This is a genomic window from Vibrio sp. SCSIO 43135, assembly GCF_023716665.1.
Taxonomy (GTDB): Bacteria; Pseudomonadota; Gammaproteobacteria; order Enterobacterales; family Vibrionaceae; genus Vibrio; species Vibrio paucivorans.
On the sequence record NZ_CP071859.1, the window covers coordinates 790,307 to 806,007 of the forward strand.

Genomic DNA, 15,701 nt, shown 5'->3' on the forward strand with positions numbered 1-15,701 from the left:
TTAGTTCAATAGACTAGAGCCACCCTGCTTATGACTTATTTATCAGCGGTTAGTTCGCACTTTTCACTACTGCGGTGCTTAGTTAGCAACGATGTTTAGAAGTTTACCTGGTACGTAAATTACTTTACGTACAGTTTTACCTTCTGTGAACTTAGTAACGTTCTCATCGTTAAGGCCAAGCGCTTCAATATCTTCTTTCGAGATATCTGCTGGTACTGTTAGTTTCGCACGTAGCTTACCGTTAACCTGAACGATGATGAGTTTTTCGTCTTCAACTAGCGCTTTTTCATCAAACGTTGGCCATGCAGCATTGTCGATATTAGTTTCACCAAGACCCGCCCACATTTCGTAAGAGATGTGCGGGGTGATTGGGTAAAGCATTGCAACAACCGCTTTTAGTGCTTCATCAAGGATTGCACGATCTTGCGTGGATTCCTGAGGCGCCTTCGCTAGCTTGTTCATCAGTTCCATGATAGCTGCGATTGCTGTGTTGAACGTTTGACGGCGAGCGATATCATCAGTCACTTTCGCGATAGTCTTGTGAACGTCACGGCGAAGTGCTTTCTGGTCGCTAGACAGTGCAGATGCATCAACCGCTTCTGCCGCGCCTTTTGATGCGTGCTCGTTAACGAGTTTCCAAACACGCTTCAGGAAGCGGTTAGCACCTTCAACGCCAGACTCTTGCCACTCAAGAGTCATGTCTGCTGGTGATGCAAACATCATAAATAGACGTACTGTGTCAGCACCGTACTTGTCTACCATCTCTTGTGGGTCGATACCGTTGTTCTTCGACTTAGACATCTTGATCATGCCCGAGTGTGTTACGTCACGGCCTTCGTTGTCTTTAGCTGAAGTGATGCGACCTTTACCGTCACGCTCTACAGCAACGTCAGTTGGAGCAACCCACTCTTTACCGCCTTTGTCGTTCTCGTGGTAGAACGCATCCGCGAGTACCATGCCTTGACATAGTAGCTGCTTGAACGGCTCGTCAGACGTTACGTAACCTGCGTCACGTAGCAGTTTGTGGAAGAAGCGCGAGTAGAGTAGGTGCATACAAGCGTGCTCGATGCCACCGATGTACTGGTCTACTGGTAGCCAGTAGTTGGCTTTTTCTGGATCTAGAATGTCGTCAGCTTGTGGCGAACAGTAACGTGCGTAGTACCAAGAAGATTCCATGAACGTATCGAACGTGTCAGTCTCACGTAGAGCTGGTTCGCCGTTGAAGGTTGTCTTCGCCCACTCTTTGTCTGCTTTGATTGGGCTAGTTACGCCGTCCATTACCACGTCTTCTGGAAGAATTACTGGTAGTTGGTCAGCTGGTACTGGGTGAACTTCACCATCTTCAGTCGTTACCATTGGGATTGGAGCGCCCCAGTAACGTTGACGAGATACACCCCAGTCACGTAGACGGAAGTTTACAGTCTTAGTGCCTTTGCCTTCTGCTTCAAGTTTCGCCGCGATTGCATCGAATGCAGCTTGGAACTCAAGACCGTCGAACTCACCTGAATCGAACAATACGCCTTTCTCGGTGTACGCTTCTTCAGAGATGTTCAGCTCGCTGCCGTCAGCAGGCTTGATCACAGGTACGATATCTAGACCGTACTTAGTTGCGAATTCGTAATCACGTTGGTCGTGTGCAGGTACCGCCATTACAGCGCCTGTACCGTAGTCCATCAGTACGAAGTTAGCCACGTAAACTGGAACTTCACGACCGTTCAATGGGTGAATAGCAGTAAGGCCAGTCGCCATACCTTTCTTCTCCATCGTCGCAAGCTCAGCCTCTGCTACTTTGTTGTTCTTACACTCTTCGATGAACGCTTCAAGCTCAGGGTTGTTCTCAGCTGCGATTGCCGCTAAAGGGTGACCTGCTGCGATACCCACGTAAGTCACACCCATTAGTGTGTCTGGACGTGTTGTGTAAACTTCTAGGTCTTGTTGACCCTTAACTTCAAACTTAAGCTCAACGCCTTCAGAGCGACCGATCCAGTTGCGCTGCATGGTCTTAACCATTTCAGGCCAGCCATCAAGGTTGTCTAGATCGTCTAGAAGCTCTTGAGCGTATTCAGTGATCTTGATGAACCACTGTGGAATCTCTTTTTGCTCTACTGGAGTATCACAGCGCCAGCAGCAGCCATCTTCAACCTGCTCGTTTGCAAGAACAGTTTGGTCGTTTGGACACCAGTTAACTGAAGAGGTCTTCTTGTAAACTAAGCCTTTGTTGTAAAGCTTAGTGAAGAACTCTTGTTCCCAACGGTAGTACTCAGGCGTACAAGTAGCGAACTCACGGTTCCAGTCGTAACCAAAGCCTAGAAGTTTAAGCTGGTTTTTCATGTACTCGATGTTTTCGTAAGTCCATGGTGCAGGCGCTGTGTTGTTCTTCACAGCCGCGTTTTCTGCCGGTAGACCAAATGCATCCCAACCGATTGGTTGCATTACGTTTTTACCTTGTAGGCGTTGGAAACGAGAGACTACATCACCGATAGTGTAGTTACGCACGTGACCCATGTGCAGTCGGCCACTTGGGTAAGGGAACATGGATAGACAGTAGAATTTTTCTTTATTTGGGTCTTCACTTACAACAAAGGTCTTGTTGTTGTCCCAGTGCTGTTGAACTTTTTGTTCAATATCTTGCGGGTTGTATTGTTCTTGCATCGATGATGTCCGGTTATCTTGGAATTTGTGAGTTCGGTTAGAACAGACTTAAATAGATCGTCATAGAATACCTAAAGGAACGAGGTACAACAATAGCTATCCCCGTCATACTTGCAGTCGCTAGGCTGTTGGCGATGCAAATTCCCTCATAACCTATAGAAGAACTATGCTAATAGGAAGGGATTCGGTTGTTTTGCTCAGAGTTGAGGTCGTTTAATCACGACGTTAATTTTTTAGGGGATAAAGTAGAAGGTAATCTTGAGGAGGTTCGCTATGCCAAAACGTAAAGCTGGTTATGAAGAGATGCTAGATGACGTGGTAGAGACGCTCAAACATAGCCCTGATGAAGTGAACAACGTTATTGAAACGTCGGGGAAGGTTGCTCAAGCAGCAAATGACCTAACTAAGGATGAAATGGCGCTTGTTTCAGCGTATGTAAAATCTGATTTAAAAGAGTTTGCAGACAACTACGAGGATTCAAAAAGCGGACCTTTCTACCTCATGATTGCCGACTCGGTTTGGCAAGGGCTACTTGATATTACTGACCGTACCAAGGTTGAGTGGGTCGAGCTGTTCCAAGATTTAGAGCACCAAGGCTTGTATCAAGCGGGTGAAGTGATTGGGCTGGGAAATCTTGTCTGTGACGACTGTGGACATAAAACGCAATACAACCACCCAACAATTATTATTCCTTGCACCAAATGCGGCTGTAAAGGCTTTAGTCGACAGCCGTTAAAGCCTTAACCTTTCATTGCTCTGGGTGATAAGAAAAAAGGGTTACACATTGTGTAGCCCTTTTGTATGTTCGCAATCTAATTGGTTTTCGCTAGTCTTTCAGTCTCCAGCCAACAATTAGGCTGATAAATACCCAGATATACAGCGGCCAGGTACCAACATGACGATAAGGTGTGTGGCCAGTTGTCGAGGTCAACTCAGCTCTAAGGACTCCGGTTTCGAACTGAGGAATTTGTTCAACGACGTTCCCTTGGTAATCTGTCACAGCGGTAACGCCATTATTAGTTGAACGAATCAAAGGCTTACCTAGCTCTTTCGCTCTCATACGAGCAATTTCCATATGCTGAAGTGGGCCGATGGAATCTCCGAACCACGCATCATTCGACAGAGTTAAGATGAAGTCGGTTTCATCAGTAACGTTTTGTCTGACTTGGTCATTAAAGATAATTTCATAACACAACGCAGGTGCCATGTGTCGGCCATTTGCGATAATGTTTGGCTGAATGAATGCCCCTTGGCTGAATGATGACATTGGCAAATTGAAGAAAGGGGCCAACGGGCGCAAAATATCTTCAAATGGTACAAACTCACCGAAAGGCAGTAAGTGGTGTTTATGGTAGCGCTCAGACGGATCGTAGCTGTAGTCACCATAAGGTGTTTGCCCTAACGCTAGAATGCTGTTGTAGAACTTTTTATCTTCGCCTTGATTCACGACACCGGTGATGATGGCGCTATCATTCATTTTTGCAGCTGAGTCGAGATTTCGTAGAAATGAAGGGATCTCGTATTCGAAAGCTGGAATGGCTGCTTCAGGCCAAATAATTACATCAGCATCCCAATTCTCTCGGCTAAGATCGGTGTATTTCATGATAGTAGGCCAGCGTTGACTCGGTAACCATTTGATTGCTTGGTCTATGTTGCCTTGAATGAGTGCTACTTTAGTTGTGTTAGTTGGATCTGGAGTGACCCAAGAAATATTTCTCAGGCCAAAGCCGGTTGCAAACACAACAGCTGGAATGAGTAAGTTCAGCCATATTTGGGGAGAGTTGGACTTATGAATAAACGTGTAAGCAAGGGATGAAGCACACACAATTACCAGTAACGTGATGAGTTCTACCCCTGCTAATGGAGCAAAGTTGGCTAAGGGGGAGTCGATTTGGCTATAGCCTAGCCATAACCAAGGAAACCCAGTCATTACCCATCCTCTAAGCCAATCAAAGACTAACCAAAGTGCAGGGGCTGCCAAGAAAAATCGAGTTTTGTTGCTGCGTGCGAAAAACTTATTCAGTGACCAAGCGAATAATGCACTGTAGACAGCTAAATAGCCAACCAACAGCGCCATCAAAAAGAGGCTAGCGGCTTTCGGCATACCGCCAAAATTATCAATACTGATGTGTACCCAGCTGATGCCGGTTGCAAACTGCCCTATGCCCCACGCATAACCTGTAAAAAACGCACTTCTAGGTGAAGTATTGTTGATAAGAAGCAGCAGTAATAGAGGGCTGATAATGGCCAATGGCCAGATTTGATAAGGAGCAAAGGATAGGGTAGTTAAAGCGCCAACAAAAGCGGCCGCAAGCGGCCGCAGTAGGCGATGAGTAAGGATTTTATTCATCGTTTCTTATTCTGATACTCTCTTTCGAGAGGATTCGCGTTACTCTTCAGTAGGTTCTGGAAGAGGCTCTTCGTCGGGAATCGTAACTTGTAGTTGTACCACTCTGCGGTTATCCGCAGCAGATACTTTGAAGCTGTAGTTTTCTATTTCCACCACTTCACCACGAGACGGTAGGTGACCAAGCGCTGTCATAACCATACCACCTACAGTATCGACTTCTTCATCGCTGAAGTCTGTACCAAACGTTTCGTTGAACTCTTCGATCGTCGTTAACGCTTTTACTGCAAATGTATGTTTACTTAGCTTGCGGATATCGACTTCTTCTTCATCGTCGAATTCGTCTTCAATTTCACCAACGATTTCTTCGAGAATGTCTTCGATAGTCACCAAACCAGAAACTCCGCCGAACTCATCTACGACAATCGCCATGTGATATCGTTCCTCACGGAATTCTTTAAGTAGACGATCAACTCGCTTACTTTCCGGAACTACAACCGCTGGGCGTATCACTTGTTCAAAGTCGAACGGGGCACTTTCAGAGCCAAGATATTTGAGTAAGTCCTTCGCAAGCAGGATACCTTCCACATGGTCTTTGTCTTCACTGATCACAGGGTAGCGAGAGTGTTGTGCATCGGTGATGAGAGCAACAAGTGCATCAAGATCATCGCTGCGATCGACGGTAACCATTTGAGAGCGCGGGATCATAATATCGCGAACTCGCATTTCGGAGATTTCCATAACACCTTCGAGCATGTCTCTGGTGTCATGGTCAATCAGGTCATTTTCCTCTGAGTCGCGAATCACATCAACGAGCTCTTGGCGATCTTTGGGTTCACCTTGGAAAAGTTGACCTAGGCGGCCGAAGAAGGACTTTCTACTCGGACCTTCAGATTTTTCTTTCTTGCCTTCTGTTGAAGAAGGAGAATTATCTTCGTTCATTGTTTCTCTATTAAGTAACGCTATCAGATGTGTGATAGCTCACGTATAGAAACTGGTATACCTCTAAAGTTTCTATAGCTTCTCAGCAAGGTAAGGATCTTCGAATCCCAACTCATGCATGATTTCTGTTTCGAGGGACTCCATTTCTTCCGCTTCGTCATCCTCGATATGATCATAACCTAGCAGATGCAGAGTGCCATGTACAACCATATGCGCCCAGTGTGCCATCACCGGCTTATTTTGTTGCTCCGCTTCCAGTTCAACTACTTGGCGACAAATAATTAGGTCACCAAGTAAGTCGAGTTCAATGCCTGGAGGCGCCTCAAAAGGAAAAGACAGTACGTTTGTCGGTTTGTCTTTCCCACGGTATTGGTGATTAAGCGTATGGCTTTCTTCACTGTCTACGATTCGTATCGTTACTTCGGCATTTGGCTGGAATTTTGTCACAGCGTTGCTGAACCAAAGATGAACGTCTTGCTCACTTGGCAGTCCTTGTTCATCTTCGACTGCCAATTGTAAATCCAGTTCGATTGCCATTATTTATTCAGCTCTTGTGGTTGTGAGGTGGGAGTCGGCGTATCTGCAAGTTTTGCTTCTCGCTCTTCTCTGCGGCGCCTTTCATACTCTTTGCGCTCTTTTTGATCTTGAGCTTCCCACTTTTCGTAAGCGTTAACGATACGTGCAACCACTGGGTGACGAACAACATCATCAGACTGGAAGAAGTTAAAGCTGATTTCATCCACTTCACTCAATACTTCAATCGCATGACGCAAGCCAGACTTAGCACCTCGTGGTAAATCAATTTGCGTCACGTCGCCAGTAATGACAGCACGCGAATTGAAACCGATACGAGTCAGGAACATCTTCATTTGTTCCACAGTGGTATTTTGGCTTTCATCCAAGATAATAAACGCATCGTTAAGAGTACGGCCGCGCATGTAGGCTAGTGGTGCCACTTCAATTACGTTGCGCTCAATAAGCTTCTCTACTTTCTCGAAGCCAAGCATTTCAAACAACGCATCGTAGAGTGGGCGAAGGTATGGGTCGACTTTTTGGCTCAAATCACCAGGTAAGAAGCCCAATTTCTCACCGGCTTCTACCGCAGGGCGAGTGAGCAAAATGCGACGGATTTCTTGGCGTTCTAACGCATCTACTGCTGCAGCTACCGCTAGATAAGTTTTACCAGTACCTGCCGGACCGATACCAAATGAAATGTCGTGAGTAACCATGTTCACTAGGTATTGAGCTTGATTCGGAGTACGTGGCTTGATGACGCCTTTTTTAGTCTTAATAAAGACTTCTTTGCCATGTTCGATGTTGGATTCTAGGTTTTGCTCTAGAACACCGGTTTCTTTGATGGCTAGGTGTATTTCATCTGGCTCTACATCAGGAATTTTCCCGCGTACTGGAGCGGTGTTAACGTAAAGTGTTTTGATTATTTCTAACGCAGCAGCTGAAGTGTGGGGTTTACCAACGATAGTGAAGAAGTTGCCACGATAACTGATTTCTACACCGAGACGACGTTCTAAGTGTTTGATGTTGTCGTCGAAAGGGCCACATAAACTGGCTAGACGGTGATTGTCTGAAGGTTCTAGATTAATTTCTAGGGTAACGATTTTATTGCTCAAAGTTGCCTCTCATTATTGGCCATTTGTTAAAAGCCCGATTGAGACCGGGCTTTTAATGGCTACATATACCTATCTCTAAGATGGTCACTTAGTGAGGTATTTTCAAGCTTATAGTGATGAAGAGCACTAATTAAGGTGTAAAGGTTGCTACACCTAGCTCATCTTCACGTTTTGTTTTCGCCATCATTTGTGTTGGAGAAATTACGGTACGTAGATCCATGTCTTTCTCTGTACGAACCAGCTCGCCACGTAGAGAGTTAGCAAACACGTCAGTGATCTTCACGTCAACGAACTGACCAATTAGGTCTGCGCTACCTTCAAAGTTCACCACGCGGTTATTTTCAGTGCGTGCACGAAGCTCCATCAAGTTCTTCTTCGATGGGCCTTCAACCAGAACGCGTTGCTCTGTATCTAGCATTAGGCGCGAGTAACGCATCGCTTGTGCATTTACCGTTTGCTGAAGTTCGTATAGACGTTCTTTTTTCTCTTGCTCTGATACGTCACACGGATAGTCCGCAGCGGGTGTACCTGGGCGAGGAGAGAAGATAAAGCTAAAGCTCATATCGAAATCAACGTCTTTAATTAGCTTCATTGTATCTTGATGATCTTTAGCCGTTTCACCAGGGAAACCAACAATAAAGTCAGAGCTGATTTGAATATCAGGACGCGCTTTACGCAGCTTACGAATGATCGATTTGTATTCGATTGCTGTGTGAGGGCGCTTCATCATAGTAAGGATGCGGTCACTACCACTTTGTACAGGTAGGTGAAGGAAGCTTACAAGCTCAGGTGTGTCTTCATATACTGCGATGATGTCGTCAGTGAACTCTAATGGGTGGCTGGTTGTAAAGCGAATACGGTCGATGCCATCAATAGAAGCGACTAGGCGCAGTAATTCTGCGAAAGAACAGATATCACCTTCGTGCGTTGGACCACGGTATGCGTTTACGTTTTGACCTAGTAAGTTAACTTCACGTACGCCTTGATCTGCCAGTTGTGCGATCTCGAAAAGAACGTCGTCCATTGGACGGCTAACTTCTTCGCCGCGAGTGTATGGTACTACACAATAGGTACAGTACTTAGAACAGCCTTCCATGATTGAAACGAATGCTGTTGCACCTTCAGCGCGAGGTTCAGGTAGACGGTCAAACTTCTCGATTTCAGGGAAAGAAATGTCCATGACGGGGGCATCGTCACTTTGAGATTGCTTAATCATCTCAGGAAGACGGTGCAGAGTTTGTGGGCCGAAAATAACGTCGACAAAAGGTGCACGCTCACGAATGTGGTCGCCCTCTTGAGTGGCAACACAGCCACCAACGCCGATCACAACACCGTCTTTCTTATCTTTTAGAGTTTTCCAGCGGCCTAGCTGGTGGAAAACTTTTTCTTGGGCTTTTTCACGAATCGAACAGGTGTTTAGTAACAGAACATCTGCTTCCTCTGGTTCTTCTGTTAGCTCATAGCCATTAGCAGCGTTAAGCAGGTCGGCCATTTTCGATGAATCGTATTCGTTCATCTGGCAGCCCCAGGTTTTAATTAGCAGTTTTTTACTCATGTTGTTCGCTCGATCGTTAGTTTAAATTAAGGGAGCAAATCGCCCAGTGTTTCTTAGTGCCATCCCAGCTTTTATTGCAAAAATGACGATAATTTGTCCGCCCTCTCGGCGGTAAGCGGCGTATTGTACTGCTTTAAAAACCGACTGACTAGTGCTGTCGATAAATCAATACCAAGCGTTGTTAAATAAGGGTTTTGACCGCAAAGCGGATAAGGTTTTTGATTACATTTTGGTAATGAAAACGTACAATAAAAAACAGCCAATGAATCAATATGATGAAGTACAAATTATGAGCAAGTTTGATGTTGCTGTGATTGGTGGGGGTATGGTTGGTGCCACTACTGCGATCGGTTTTGCTAAACAAGGCAGAAAGGTAGCCGTTGTTGAAGGTTATGCGCCGAAAGCATTTTCCCCTGAGCAGCCGATGGATATCCGCGTTTCAGCTATCTCTGAACATTCCGTTGCAATATTGGATGAACTTGGGGCATGGAGTGACATCGCAAAGATGCGAGTATGCCCATATCGACGTTTAGAAACCTGGGAGCACCCAGAGTGCCGAACGCGTTTTCACTCTGAAGAGCTCGGTATGCCGCAACTTGGTTATATTGTTGAGAACCGACTTATTCAATTGGGCTTATGGCAGCAACTTACTCAATACAAAAATATTGAACTATTTTGCCCTGATACGTTAGAAAACATAGAGTTCGACGAGGTAAATAAGGTTGTTCTAGCGTCTGGTACTACTCTAGAGGCCGAACTAGTGGTTGGCGCAGATGGTGCGAATTCCAAAGTTCGCTCACTGGCCGGGATTGGAGTAACAGCATGGGATTACAGACAGCATTGCATGCTAATCAATGTAAGAACAGCGTTACCCCAACAAGACATTACTTGGCAGCAGTTTACGTCTAGCGGACCGCGTTCATTTTTGCCCCTTCCTTCACTAGATGGCGTAGGGCAGGGTTCATTGGTTTGGTATGACAGCCCGAAACGCATTAAACAGCTTTGTGCCATGACACCAGAGAAGCTTAGGGAAGAGATTGTTGCTCATTTTCCTCCAGAGCTTGGTGATATCGAAGTGCTTCAATTTGGTTCATTTCCTTTGACTCGTCGTCACGCGCAATCGTACAGCAAGAAAAATTGTGTTCTAGTGGGCGACTCAGCACATACGATCAATCCACTTGCTGGGCAGGGGGTGAATTTGGGCTTTAAAGATGTCGAAGTATTGCTAGAGGTTACCGCTGGGCAAGAGGTTATAGGTACGTCAGTGTTGAATCATTATCAACGTAAGCGTAAGCCTGACAACTTGTTGATGCAGTCTGGAATGGACTTTTTTTACAAAGGGTTTAGTAACGACATTGCTCCGTTACGGTTCATGCGTAATGCAGCTCTAAAAATTGCCGAGAATTCTGGTCCGTTGAAAAAACAGGTGCTGAAGTATGCTTTAGGCCTGAAGTAACTCATTTTCACTGTGTGAAATACATACAAACAAAAAACGCAGCCAATGGCTGCGTTTTTTCATGCACTAAATATAGCTTACTTAGTTACACGAAGTACTGGAGTCTCACCAACAGTTACAGAACCAGCAAGCTTGTTCAGCTCTTTGATTTCGTCCATGTTAGAGATAACTACAGGAGTTAGAGTAGACTTAGCCTTCTCTTCAAGTAGAGCTAGGTCGAACTCAATGATAGTGTCGCCAGCTTTAACAGCTTGGCCTTCTTCAGCGATACGCTTGAAACCTTCGCCTTTTAGTTCAACGGTATCGATACCGAAGTGAACAAATAGCTCAACGCCATCGTCAGACTCGATAGAGAAAGCGTGGTTAGTTTCGAAGATCTTACCGATAGTACCGTTAACAGGAGCTACCATTTTGTCGCCAGCAGGCTTGATAGCAATACCGTCACCTACGATCTTTTCAGCGAAAACAACATCTGGCACATCTTCAATGTTTACGATTTCACCAGATAGAGGTGCGATGATTTCAATTGCACCAGCGTCAGCACTGTCATCAGATACTAGCTTCTTAAGTTTGTCAAACAGACCCATTGTGTCATGCTCCTAACGTTTAGTTTTATTCTGTCGAATTATAGTATACCAATCATAGAGAATAGACGACTACTTTTAGTCGTCTATCCCTTGTTGTTGCTTATGATTTAGGGGTATCAGCAGATTATTGAGACTTTTCTGCAATAAATTTTTCTACGCAAGCTTCGATTTCAGCAGCGGTTGGAAGAGAAAGTGCTTCCTCTGCCATTGCTTTCACTTCTGCGAAGTTAGAGTTACGAACGACTTTCTTCACTTTCGGGATAGAGATGCCGCTCATTGAGAACTCATCTAGACCCATACCCAATAGAAGTAGTGTCGCACGCTCGTCACCAGCAAGCTCACCACACATACCAGTCCACTTGCCTTCTGCATGAGAAGCATCGATCACTTGTTTGATCACTGTTAGTACAGCTGGTGATAGCGGGTTGTATAGGTGAGAAATCATTTCATTACCGCGATCTACCGCTAGCGTGTACTGCGTTAAGTCGTTAGTACCGATAGAGAAGAAAGATACTTCTTTCGCTAGGTGGTGCGCGATAGCCGCTGCAGCAGGGGTTTCAACCATTACGCCGATTTCGATTTCTTCATCGAACGCTAAGCCTTCTGCGCGTAGCTCTGCTTTGTACTCTTCGATTGCTTTCTTAAGCTCACGGATTTCTTCAACAGAGATAATCATTGGGAACATGATACGCAGTTTTCCGTGTGCAGAAGCACGTAGAATACCACGTAGCTGATCGCGTAGGATTTCACGACGATCTAAGCTGATACGAACTGCACGCCAGCCTAGGAACGGGTTCATCTCTTGTGGCAGATCCATGTATGGAAGATCTTTGTCACCACCGATATCCATAGTACGGATGATCACTGATTGACCGTTCATTGCTTCCGCAACTTCTTTGTACGCTTGGTACTGCTCTTCTTCAGTAGGAAGTGCGTCGCGGTCCATAAATAGGAATTCAGTACGGTACAGGCCAACACCTTCACCACCGTTACGGATGATACCGTCACAGTCTTTAACCGTACCAATGTTACCGCAAACTTCTACGCGGTGACCGTCAGTCGTTTCTGCGTGTAAATCTTTTAGTTTAGCTAGCTCTTCTTTCTCAGCTGCGAATGCTGCTTTTACCGCTTTCGCTTCCTCTAGCTCTGCTTCAGATGGGTTAACAACAATCTTGTTGTTCATCGCGTCAAGAATCAGCATATCGCCGTTCTTAACTTGCTTAGTGATGTCGTTAGTGCCAACAATCGCTGGAAGTTCTAATGAACGAGCCATGATTGAAGTGTGAGAAGTACGACCGCCGATGTCACAAGCAAAACCAAGAACGTAGTCAAGGTTGATTTGCGCTGTTTCAGATGGAGTAAGGTCGTAAGCAACTAGAATAACTTCTTCATCGATATCGCTTAGCGAGACAATGTTGATGCCTAGTGCATTTTTTACAAAACGTGTACCGATATCGCGGATATCAGTTGCACGCTCTTTTAGGTATTCGTCGTCTAGAGACTCAAGTGCCGTCGCTTGTTCTTCGATAACTGTGTGAATCGCGTTATCAGCGTGCATCTTGTCTTTTTTGATCAGTGCTAGGATTTCTTCTTCTAGCTCTTCGTCTTCAAGAAGCATGATGTGACCTTCAAAGATCGCTTCTTTTTCTTCACCAAACGTCTCAAGAGCTTTCTGCTTGATTGTTTCTAGCTGTGCTGCGGATTTGTTACGCGCATCGAAGAAGCGTTGAACTTCTGCTTCGACTTGATCGTCTGAAATGGAGTTTGTATTTAGGACTATTTCATCTTCTTGAAGAAGTAGTGCTTTACCAAAAGCAATACCTGGAGATGCTAGGATGCCTGAAATCATAGCCTTACCTTAAATTGGTCAACTGTAAACGGGAGAGTGTGAACTAAAGTGCTAACGATAAGTTGTAGCTCAAGTTTTGCCCTATTTCCAACGAAGCCATTTTGCTTTCACAAAATGGCTTCGAAAATAGGAGACCGGATTAGTGTAGTTGGTCCATTAGAGCAACTAGGTGGTCAACAGCTTGTTGAGCTTGTGGGCCTTCAGCTGAAATAGTTACTTTAGTACCTTTTACAAGGCCAAGAGTTTGTAGCTTGAATAGGCTTTTCGCGCTAGCGCTCTTGCCGTTAGAAGTCACAGTGATGTCCGCGTCGAATGCTTTAGCTTCTTTAACGAACTGTGCAGCTGGACGAGTGTGAAGACCGTTTTCTGCAGTGATTTCTACTTGCTTCTCGTACATGTTATATACCCCAATTGATTTATTTTTTGTTAGTTTCTAAGCCAGAATTAGCTTAACTCCTTAAACACGTTTCTGCTAGCAGGGTAACGTTGTTTTCGTGTCAGAACTGATACTGGCTAAAAATTTAACAATCGCAAAGTCAGTCTATGCTGTTTTATGCCATTGTATGAAATTCGTTTTAACTTCTTTTATTTTGAAGCTAAAAATAAAACAGCCCTGATATTACCAAAGGTGAGGCAGGGATCAACAAAAAAGCCCCTGAATGGGGCTTTTTTAAACTAAAAATTGATTTGAGCCATATTACTGTTGGTTCTCTTTTTCAGTAAAAATGCCTGCAAATAGTGCTGTACTTAGGTAGCGCTCACCAGAACTTGGTAGAACAGTTACAATGGTTTTTCCTGCAAATTCAGGTAGTTCCGCTAGTCGGTTTGCTGCAACAACGGCTGCGCCTGAAGAAATGCCGGCTAAGATACCTTCTTCTTCCATTAGGCGACGAGCCATTTCAATCGCTTCGTCTGAAGTGACAGATTCAACTCGGTCTAGAAGCTCTAAATCTAGGTTGCCAGGAATGAAACCTGCGCCGATACCCTGAATTTTATGCGGAGCTGGTTGAATTTCATCACCCGCTAGCGCTTGAGCAATAACAGGAGACTCAGCTGGCTCTACAGCGACAGAAACGATGCTTTTGCCTTTCTCGCCTTTAATGTAACGACTTGTACCTGTAATAGTACCGCCTGTACCTACGCCCGCAACGAACACATCAATTTCACCATCTGTTGCTTCCCAGATTTCAGGGCCAGTGGTCTTCTCGTGGATTTCTGGGTTAGCTGGGTTGTTGAATTGTTGAAGTAGTAGATACTTGTCTGGGTTACTTGCAACGATTTCTTCAGCTTTTGCAATTGCACCTTTCATGCCTTTTGCAGCTTCAGTAAGCTCTAGGTTTGCACCCAGCGCTTTTAGAAGCTTACGACGTTCTAGGCTCATTGACTCAGGCATTGTAAGAGTCAGTTTGTAACCGCGTGCCGCTGCAACAAATGCTAGAGCAACACCAGTGTTACCACTTGTCGGTTCTACTAACTCAACACCAGCTTTTAGCTTACCGTCTTTCTCAGCTTGCCAAATCATGTTTGCACCGATACGACACTTAACACTGAAGCTAGGGTTACGAGCTTCGATTTTTGCCAGTACCTTACCTTTGCTTACTTTGTTTAAGCGGACAAGAGGTGTGTTACCAATAGTCAGTGAATTGTCTTCGTAGATTTTACTCATAGTGATGTTCCTTCATTACACGTTGTACGTGGTTTGCACGTTTGTGATTACGTTTAGAAGAATATTCGCTAACAGAAAAACCGAAAAGGATTAAAAAGTTATAACTTATAGAAGGGAAGGAATTAAGCGCTCTAGCTTATGAAAATGAGATCCCTAGAGCGCATAAATACCTATTTATCTTTGAACTCTGTCACCCACATAGCTGTGGCTCCACATACAGCAACAGGCATGATGATCAAATTGAGAACAGGAATTGTAGTGAATAATGCGACTAACGCACCAAAGCCATATGCTTTTGACTGTTTTTGTTTCAATTTGTATCGCATGTCATTAAAGCTCACTTTGTGATTATCGAATGGATAATCACAGTATTGAATAGCAAGAATCCAAGCCGTGAAAATGAACCACAAAATTGGCCCCACAGTTTGGCCGAGTGCTGGGATCAGTAGTAGCAAAAACAGACCAATGGCCTTTGGCAGTACATAGACTAATTTTCGCCATTCTCTGGCCATAATACGCGGCGTATCTTTGAGCGTGTCAAATAGGCTATCGTCGTTAATTCTGTTTCCTACTAGCTTTTCCTCTACTTTTTCGGCGAGCAATCCATTAAAAGGAGCGGCAATGAAATTGGCAAGGGTGCTGAAGAAATAAGAAAAAGTCCCTAAGATAGTGATTACCACTAACGGCCATAGCAAATAGCTTAACCAGCTTAGAAATTCTGGTAGTTGCCCCATCAATTGATCAATCCAAACCCCCATATTTGAGAAAAGATAAAAAAGCGCGCCACCCACTAATACGATGTTGGCCAATAATGGCATTAGAACGAAGCGCCTGATTCCTGGAGCAAGGGCAAGTTCAATCCCGTAGAAGAAGTAGCCAAACCCGGTGCGTTGCTTAAAACTTGAACTCATAACGGTGGTTTTCCTCATGTTGTGAAGTCATTTTGAGTACGCTTTTAATTGTACTTATCTAATTTGAGAAAAAAAGCGTGGTCAAAATCACATCATTATTGGAACTTC

At 44.8% G+C, this 15,701-nt stretch carries 13 protein-coding genes; 2 read left to right on the top strand and 11 right to left on the bottom strand.

Annotated features, from left to right (window positions below; all coding sequences use genetic code 11):
- Window positions 1-78: 78 nt before the first annotated feature.
- The gene (gene leuS / locus J4N42_RS03750) at window positions 79-2,652 is read right to left on the bottom strand and encodes a leucine--tRNA ligase (protein ID WP_252029782.1); all 2,574 of its coding nucleotides are present in this window, start codon (window positions 2,650-2,652) and stop codon (window positions 79-81) included.
- A 273-nt stretch (window positions 2,653-2,925) separates the two neighbouring features.
- On the opposite strand from leuS, the gene J4N42_RS03755 reads away from it, so the two are divergent.
- Complete coding sequence (locus J4N42_RS03755; RefSeq protein ID WP_252029783.1) at window positions 2,926-3,396, top strand: zinc ribbon-containing protein; 471 nt, start codon at window positions 2,926-2,928, stop codon at window positions 3,394-3,396.
- A gap of 82 nt (window positions 3,397-3,478) precedes the next feature.
- Here the strand turns inward: J4N42_RS03755 and lnt are convergent, their stop codons facing one another.
- The 5 genes from lnt to miaB all read right to left on the bottom strand — a co-directional run bounded on the left by lnt (window position 3,479) and on the right by miaB (window position 9,124).
- The gene (gene lnt, locus J4N42_RS03760; protein WP_252029784.1) at window positions 3,479-5,002 is read right to left on the bottom strand and encodes an apolipoprotein N-acyltransferase; all 1,524 of its coding nucleotides are present in this window, start codon (window positions 5,000-5,002) and stop codon (window positions 3,479-3,481) included.
- Window positions 5,003-5,041: 39 nt separating this feature from the next.
- Window positions 5,042-5,941 (bottom strand): CNNM family magnesium/cobalt transport protein CorC, encoded by a 900-nt coding sequence (gene corC, locus J4N42_RS03765; protein ID WP_252029785.1) that lies wholly within the window; start codon window positions 5,939-5,941, stop codon window positions 5,042-5,044.
- A 72-nt stretch (window positions 5,942-6,013) separates the two neighbouring features.
- Window positions 6,014-6,478, bottom strand: a complete 465-nt coding sequence (ybeY, locus tag J4N42_RS03770; protein ID WP_252029786.1) for an rRNA maturation RNase YbeY — start codon at window positions 6,476-6,478, stop codon at window positions 6,014-6,016.
- Window positions 6,478-7,569, bottom strand: coding sequence for a PhoH family protein (locus tag J4N42_RS03775; protein ID WP_252029787.1), 1,092 nt, complete (start codon window positions 7,567-7,569; stop codon window positions 6,478-6,480). The genes ybeY and J4N42_RS03775 overlap by 1 nt, the downstream gene beginning before the upstream one ends.
- A 130-nt stretch (window positions 7,570-7,699) precedes the next feature.
- On the bottom strand, window positions 7,700-9,124 hold the full coding sequence (miaB, locus tag J4N42_RS03780; RefSeq protein ID WP_252029788.1) for a tRNA (N6-isopentenyl adenosine(37)-C2)-methylthiotransferase MiaB: 1,425 nt from the start codon (window positions 9,122-9,124) through the stop codon (window positions 7,700-7,702).
- Between the two features lie 289 nt (window positions 9,125-9,413).
- On the opposite strand from miaB, the gene J4N42_RS03785 reads away from it, so the two are divergent.
- Window positions 9,414-10,580 (top strand): 2-octaprenyl-3-methyl-6-methoxy-1,4-benzoquinol hydroxylase, encoded by a 1,167-nt coding sequence (locus tag J4N42_RS03785; RefSeq protein ID WP_252029789.1) that lies wholly within the window; start codon window positions 9,414-9,416, stop codon window positions 10,578-10,580.
- A 77-nt stretch (window positions 10,581-10,657) separates the two neighbouring features.
- Here the strand turns inward: J4N42_RS03785 and crr are convergent, their stop codons facing one another.
- The 5 genes from crr to cysZ all read right to left on the bottom strand — a co-directional run bounded on the left by crr (window position 10,658) and on the right by cysZ (window position 15,593).
- On the bottom strand, window positions 10,658-11,167 hold the full coding sequence (gene crr, locus J4N42_RS03790) for a PTS glucose transporter subunit IIA (protein ID WP_252029790.1): 510 nt from the start codon (window positions 11,165-11,167) through the stop codon (window positions 10,658-10,660).
- A gap of 124 nt (window positions 11,168-11,291) precedes the next feature.
- On the bottom strand, window positions 11,292-13,016 hold the full coding sequence (gene ptsI, locus J4N42_RS03795; RefSeq protein ID WP_252029791.1) for a phosphoenolpyruvate-protein phosphotransferase PtsI: 1,725 nt from the start codon (window positions 13,014-13,016) through the stop codon (window positions 11,292-11,294).
- Between the two features lie 139 nt (window positions 13,017-13,155).
- Complete coding sequence (locus tag J4N42_RS03800) at window positions 13,156-13,413, bottom strand: HPr family phosphocarrier protein (protein WP_252029792.1); 258 nt, start codon at window positions 13,411-13,413, stop codon at window positions 13,156-13,158.
- A gap of 300 nt (window positions 13,414-13,713) precedes the next feature.
- On the bottom strand, window positions 13,714-14,682 hold the full coding sequence (gene cysK / locus J4N42_RS03805) for a cysteine synthase A (RefSeq protein ID WP_252029793.1): 969 nt from the start codon (window positions 14,680-14,682) through the stop codon (window positions 13,714-13,716).
- A gap of 170 nt (window positions 14,683-14,852) precedes the next feature.
- Window positions 14,853-15,593 carry a sulfate transporter CysZ gene (cysZ, locus tag J4N42_RS03810; protein WP_252029794.1) on the bottom strand — a complete coding sequence of 247 codons (741 nt, stop codon included), beginning with the start codon at window positions 15,591-15,593 and terminating at the stop codon, window positions 14,853-14,855.
- Between the last annotated feature and the right edge of the window lie 108 nt (window positions 15,594-15,701).

Excerpts from the sequence above, each read along its gene's own strand:
- cysZ (WP_252029794.1), bottom strand. The coding sequence starts at position 15,593 with ATGAGTTCAAGTTTTAAGCAACGCACCGGGTTTGGCTACTTCTTCTAC.
- ybeY (WP_252029786.1), bottom strand. The coding sequence starts at position 6,478 with ATGGCAATCGAACTGGATTTACAATTGGCAGTCGAAGATGAACAAGGA.
- lnt (WP_252029784.1), bottom strand. The coding sequence starts at position 5,002 with ATGAATAAAATCCTTACTCATCGCCTACTGCGGCCGCTTGCGGCCGCT.
- crr (WP_252029790.1), bottom strand. The coding sequence starts at position 11,167 with ATGGGTCTGTTTGACAAACTTAAGAAGCTAGTATCTGATGACAGTGCT.
- J4N42_RS03755 (WP_252029783.1), top strand. The coding sequence starts at position 2,926 with ATGCCAAAACGTAAAGCTGGTTATGAAGAGATGCTAGATGACGTGGTA.
- cysK (WP_252029793.1), bottom strand. The coding sequence starts at position 14,682 with ATGAGTAAAATCTACGAAGACAATTCACTGACTATTGGTAACACACCT.
- J4N42_RS03800 (WP_252029792.1), bottom strand. The coding sequence starts at position 13,413 with ATGTACGAGAAGCAAGTAGAAATCACTGCAGAAAACGGTCTTCACACT.
- leuS (WP_252029782.1), bottom strand. The coding sequence starts at position 2,652 with ATGCAAGAACAATACAACCCGCAAGATATTGAACAAAAAGTTCAACAG.
- corC (WP_252029785.1), bottom strand. The coding sequence starts at position 5,941 with ATGAACGAAGATAATTCTCCTTCTTCAACAGAAGGCAAGAAAGAAAAA.
- miaB (WP_252029788.1), bottom strand. The coding sequence starts at position 9,124 with ATGAGTAAAAAACTGCTAATTAAAACCTGGGGCTGCCAGATGAACGAA.
- ptsI (WP_252029791.1), bottom strand. The coding sequence starts at position 13,016 with ATGATTTCAGGCATCCTAGCATCTCCAGGTATTGCTTTTGGTAAAGCA.
- J4N42_RS03785 (WP_252029789.1), top strand. The coding sequence starts at position 9,414 with ATGAGCAAGTTTGATGTTGCTGTGATTGGTGGGGGTATGGTTGGTGCC.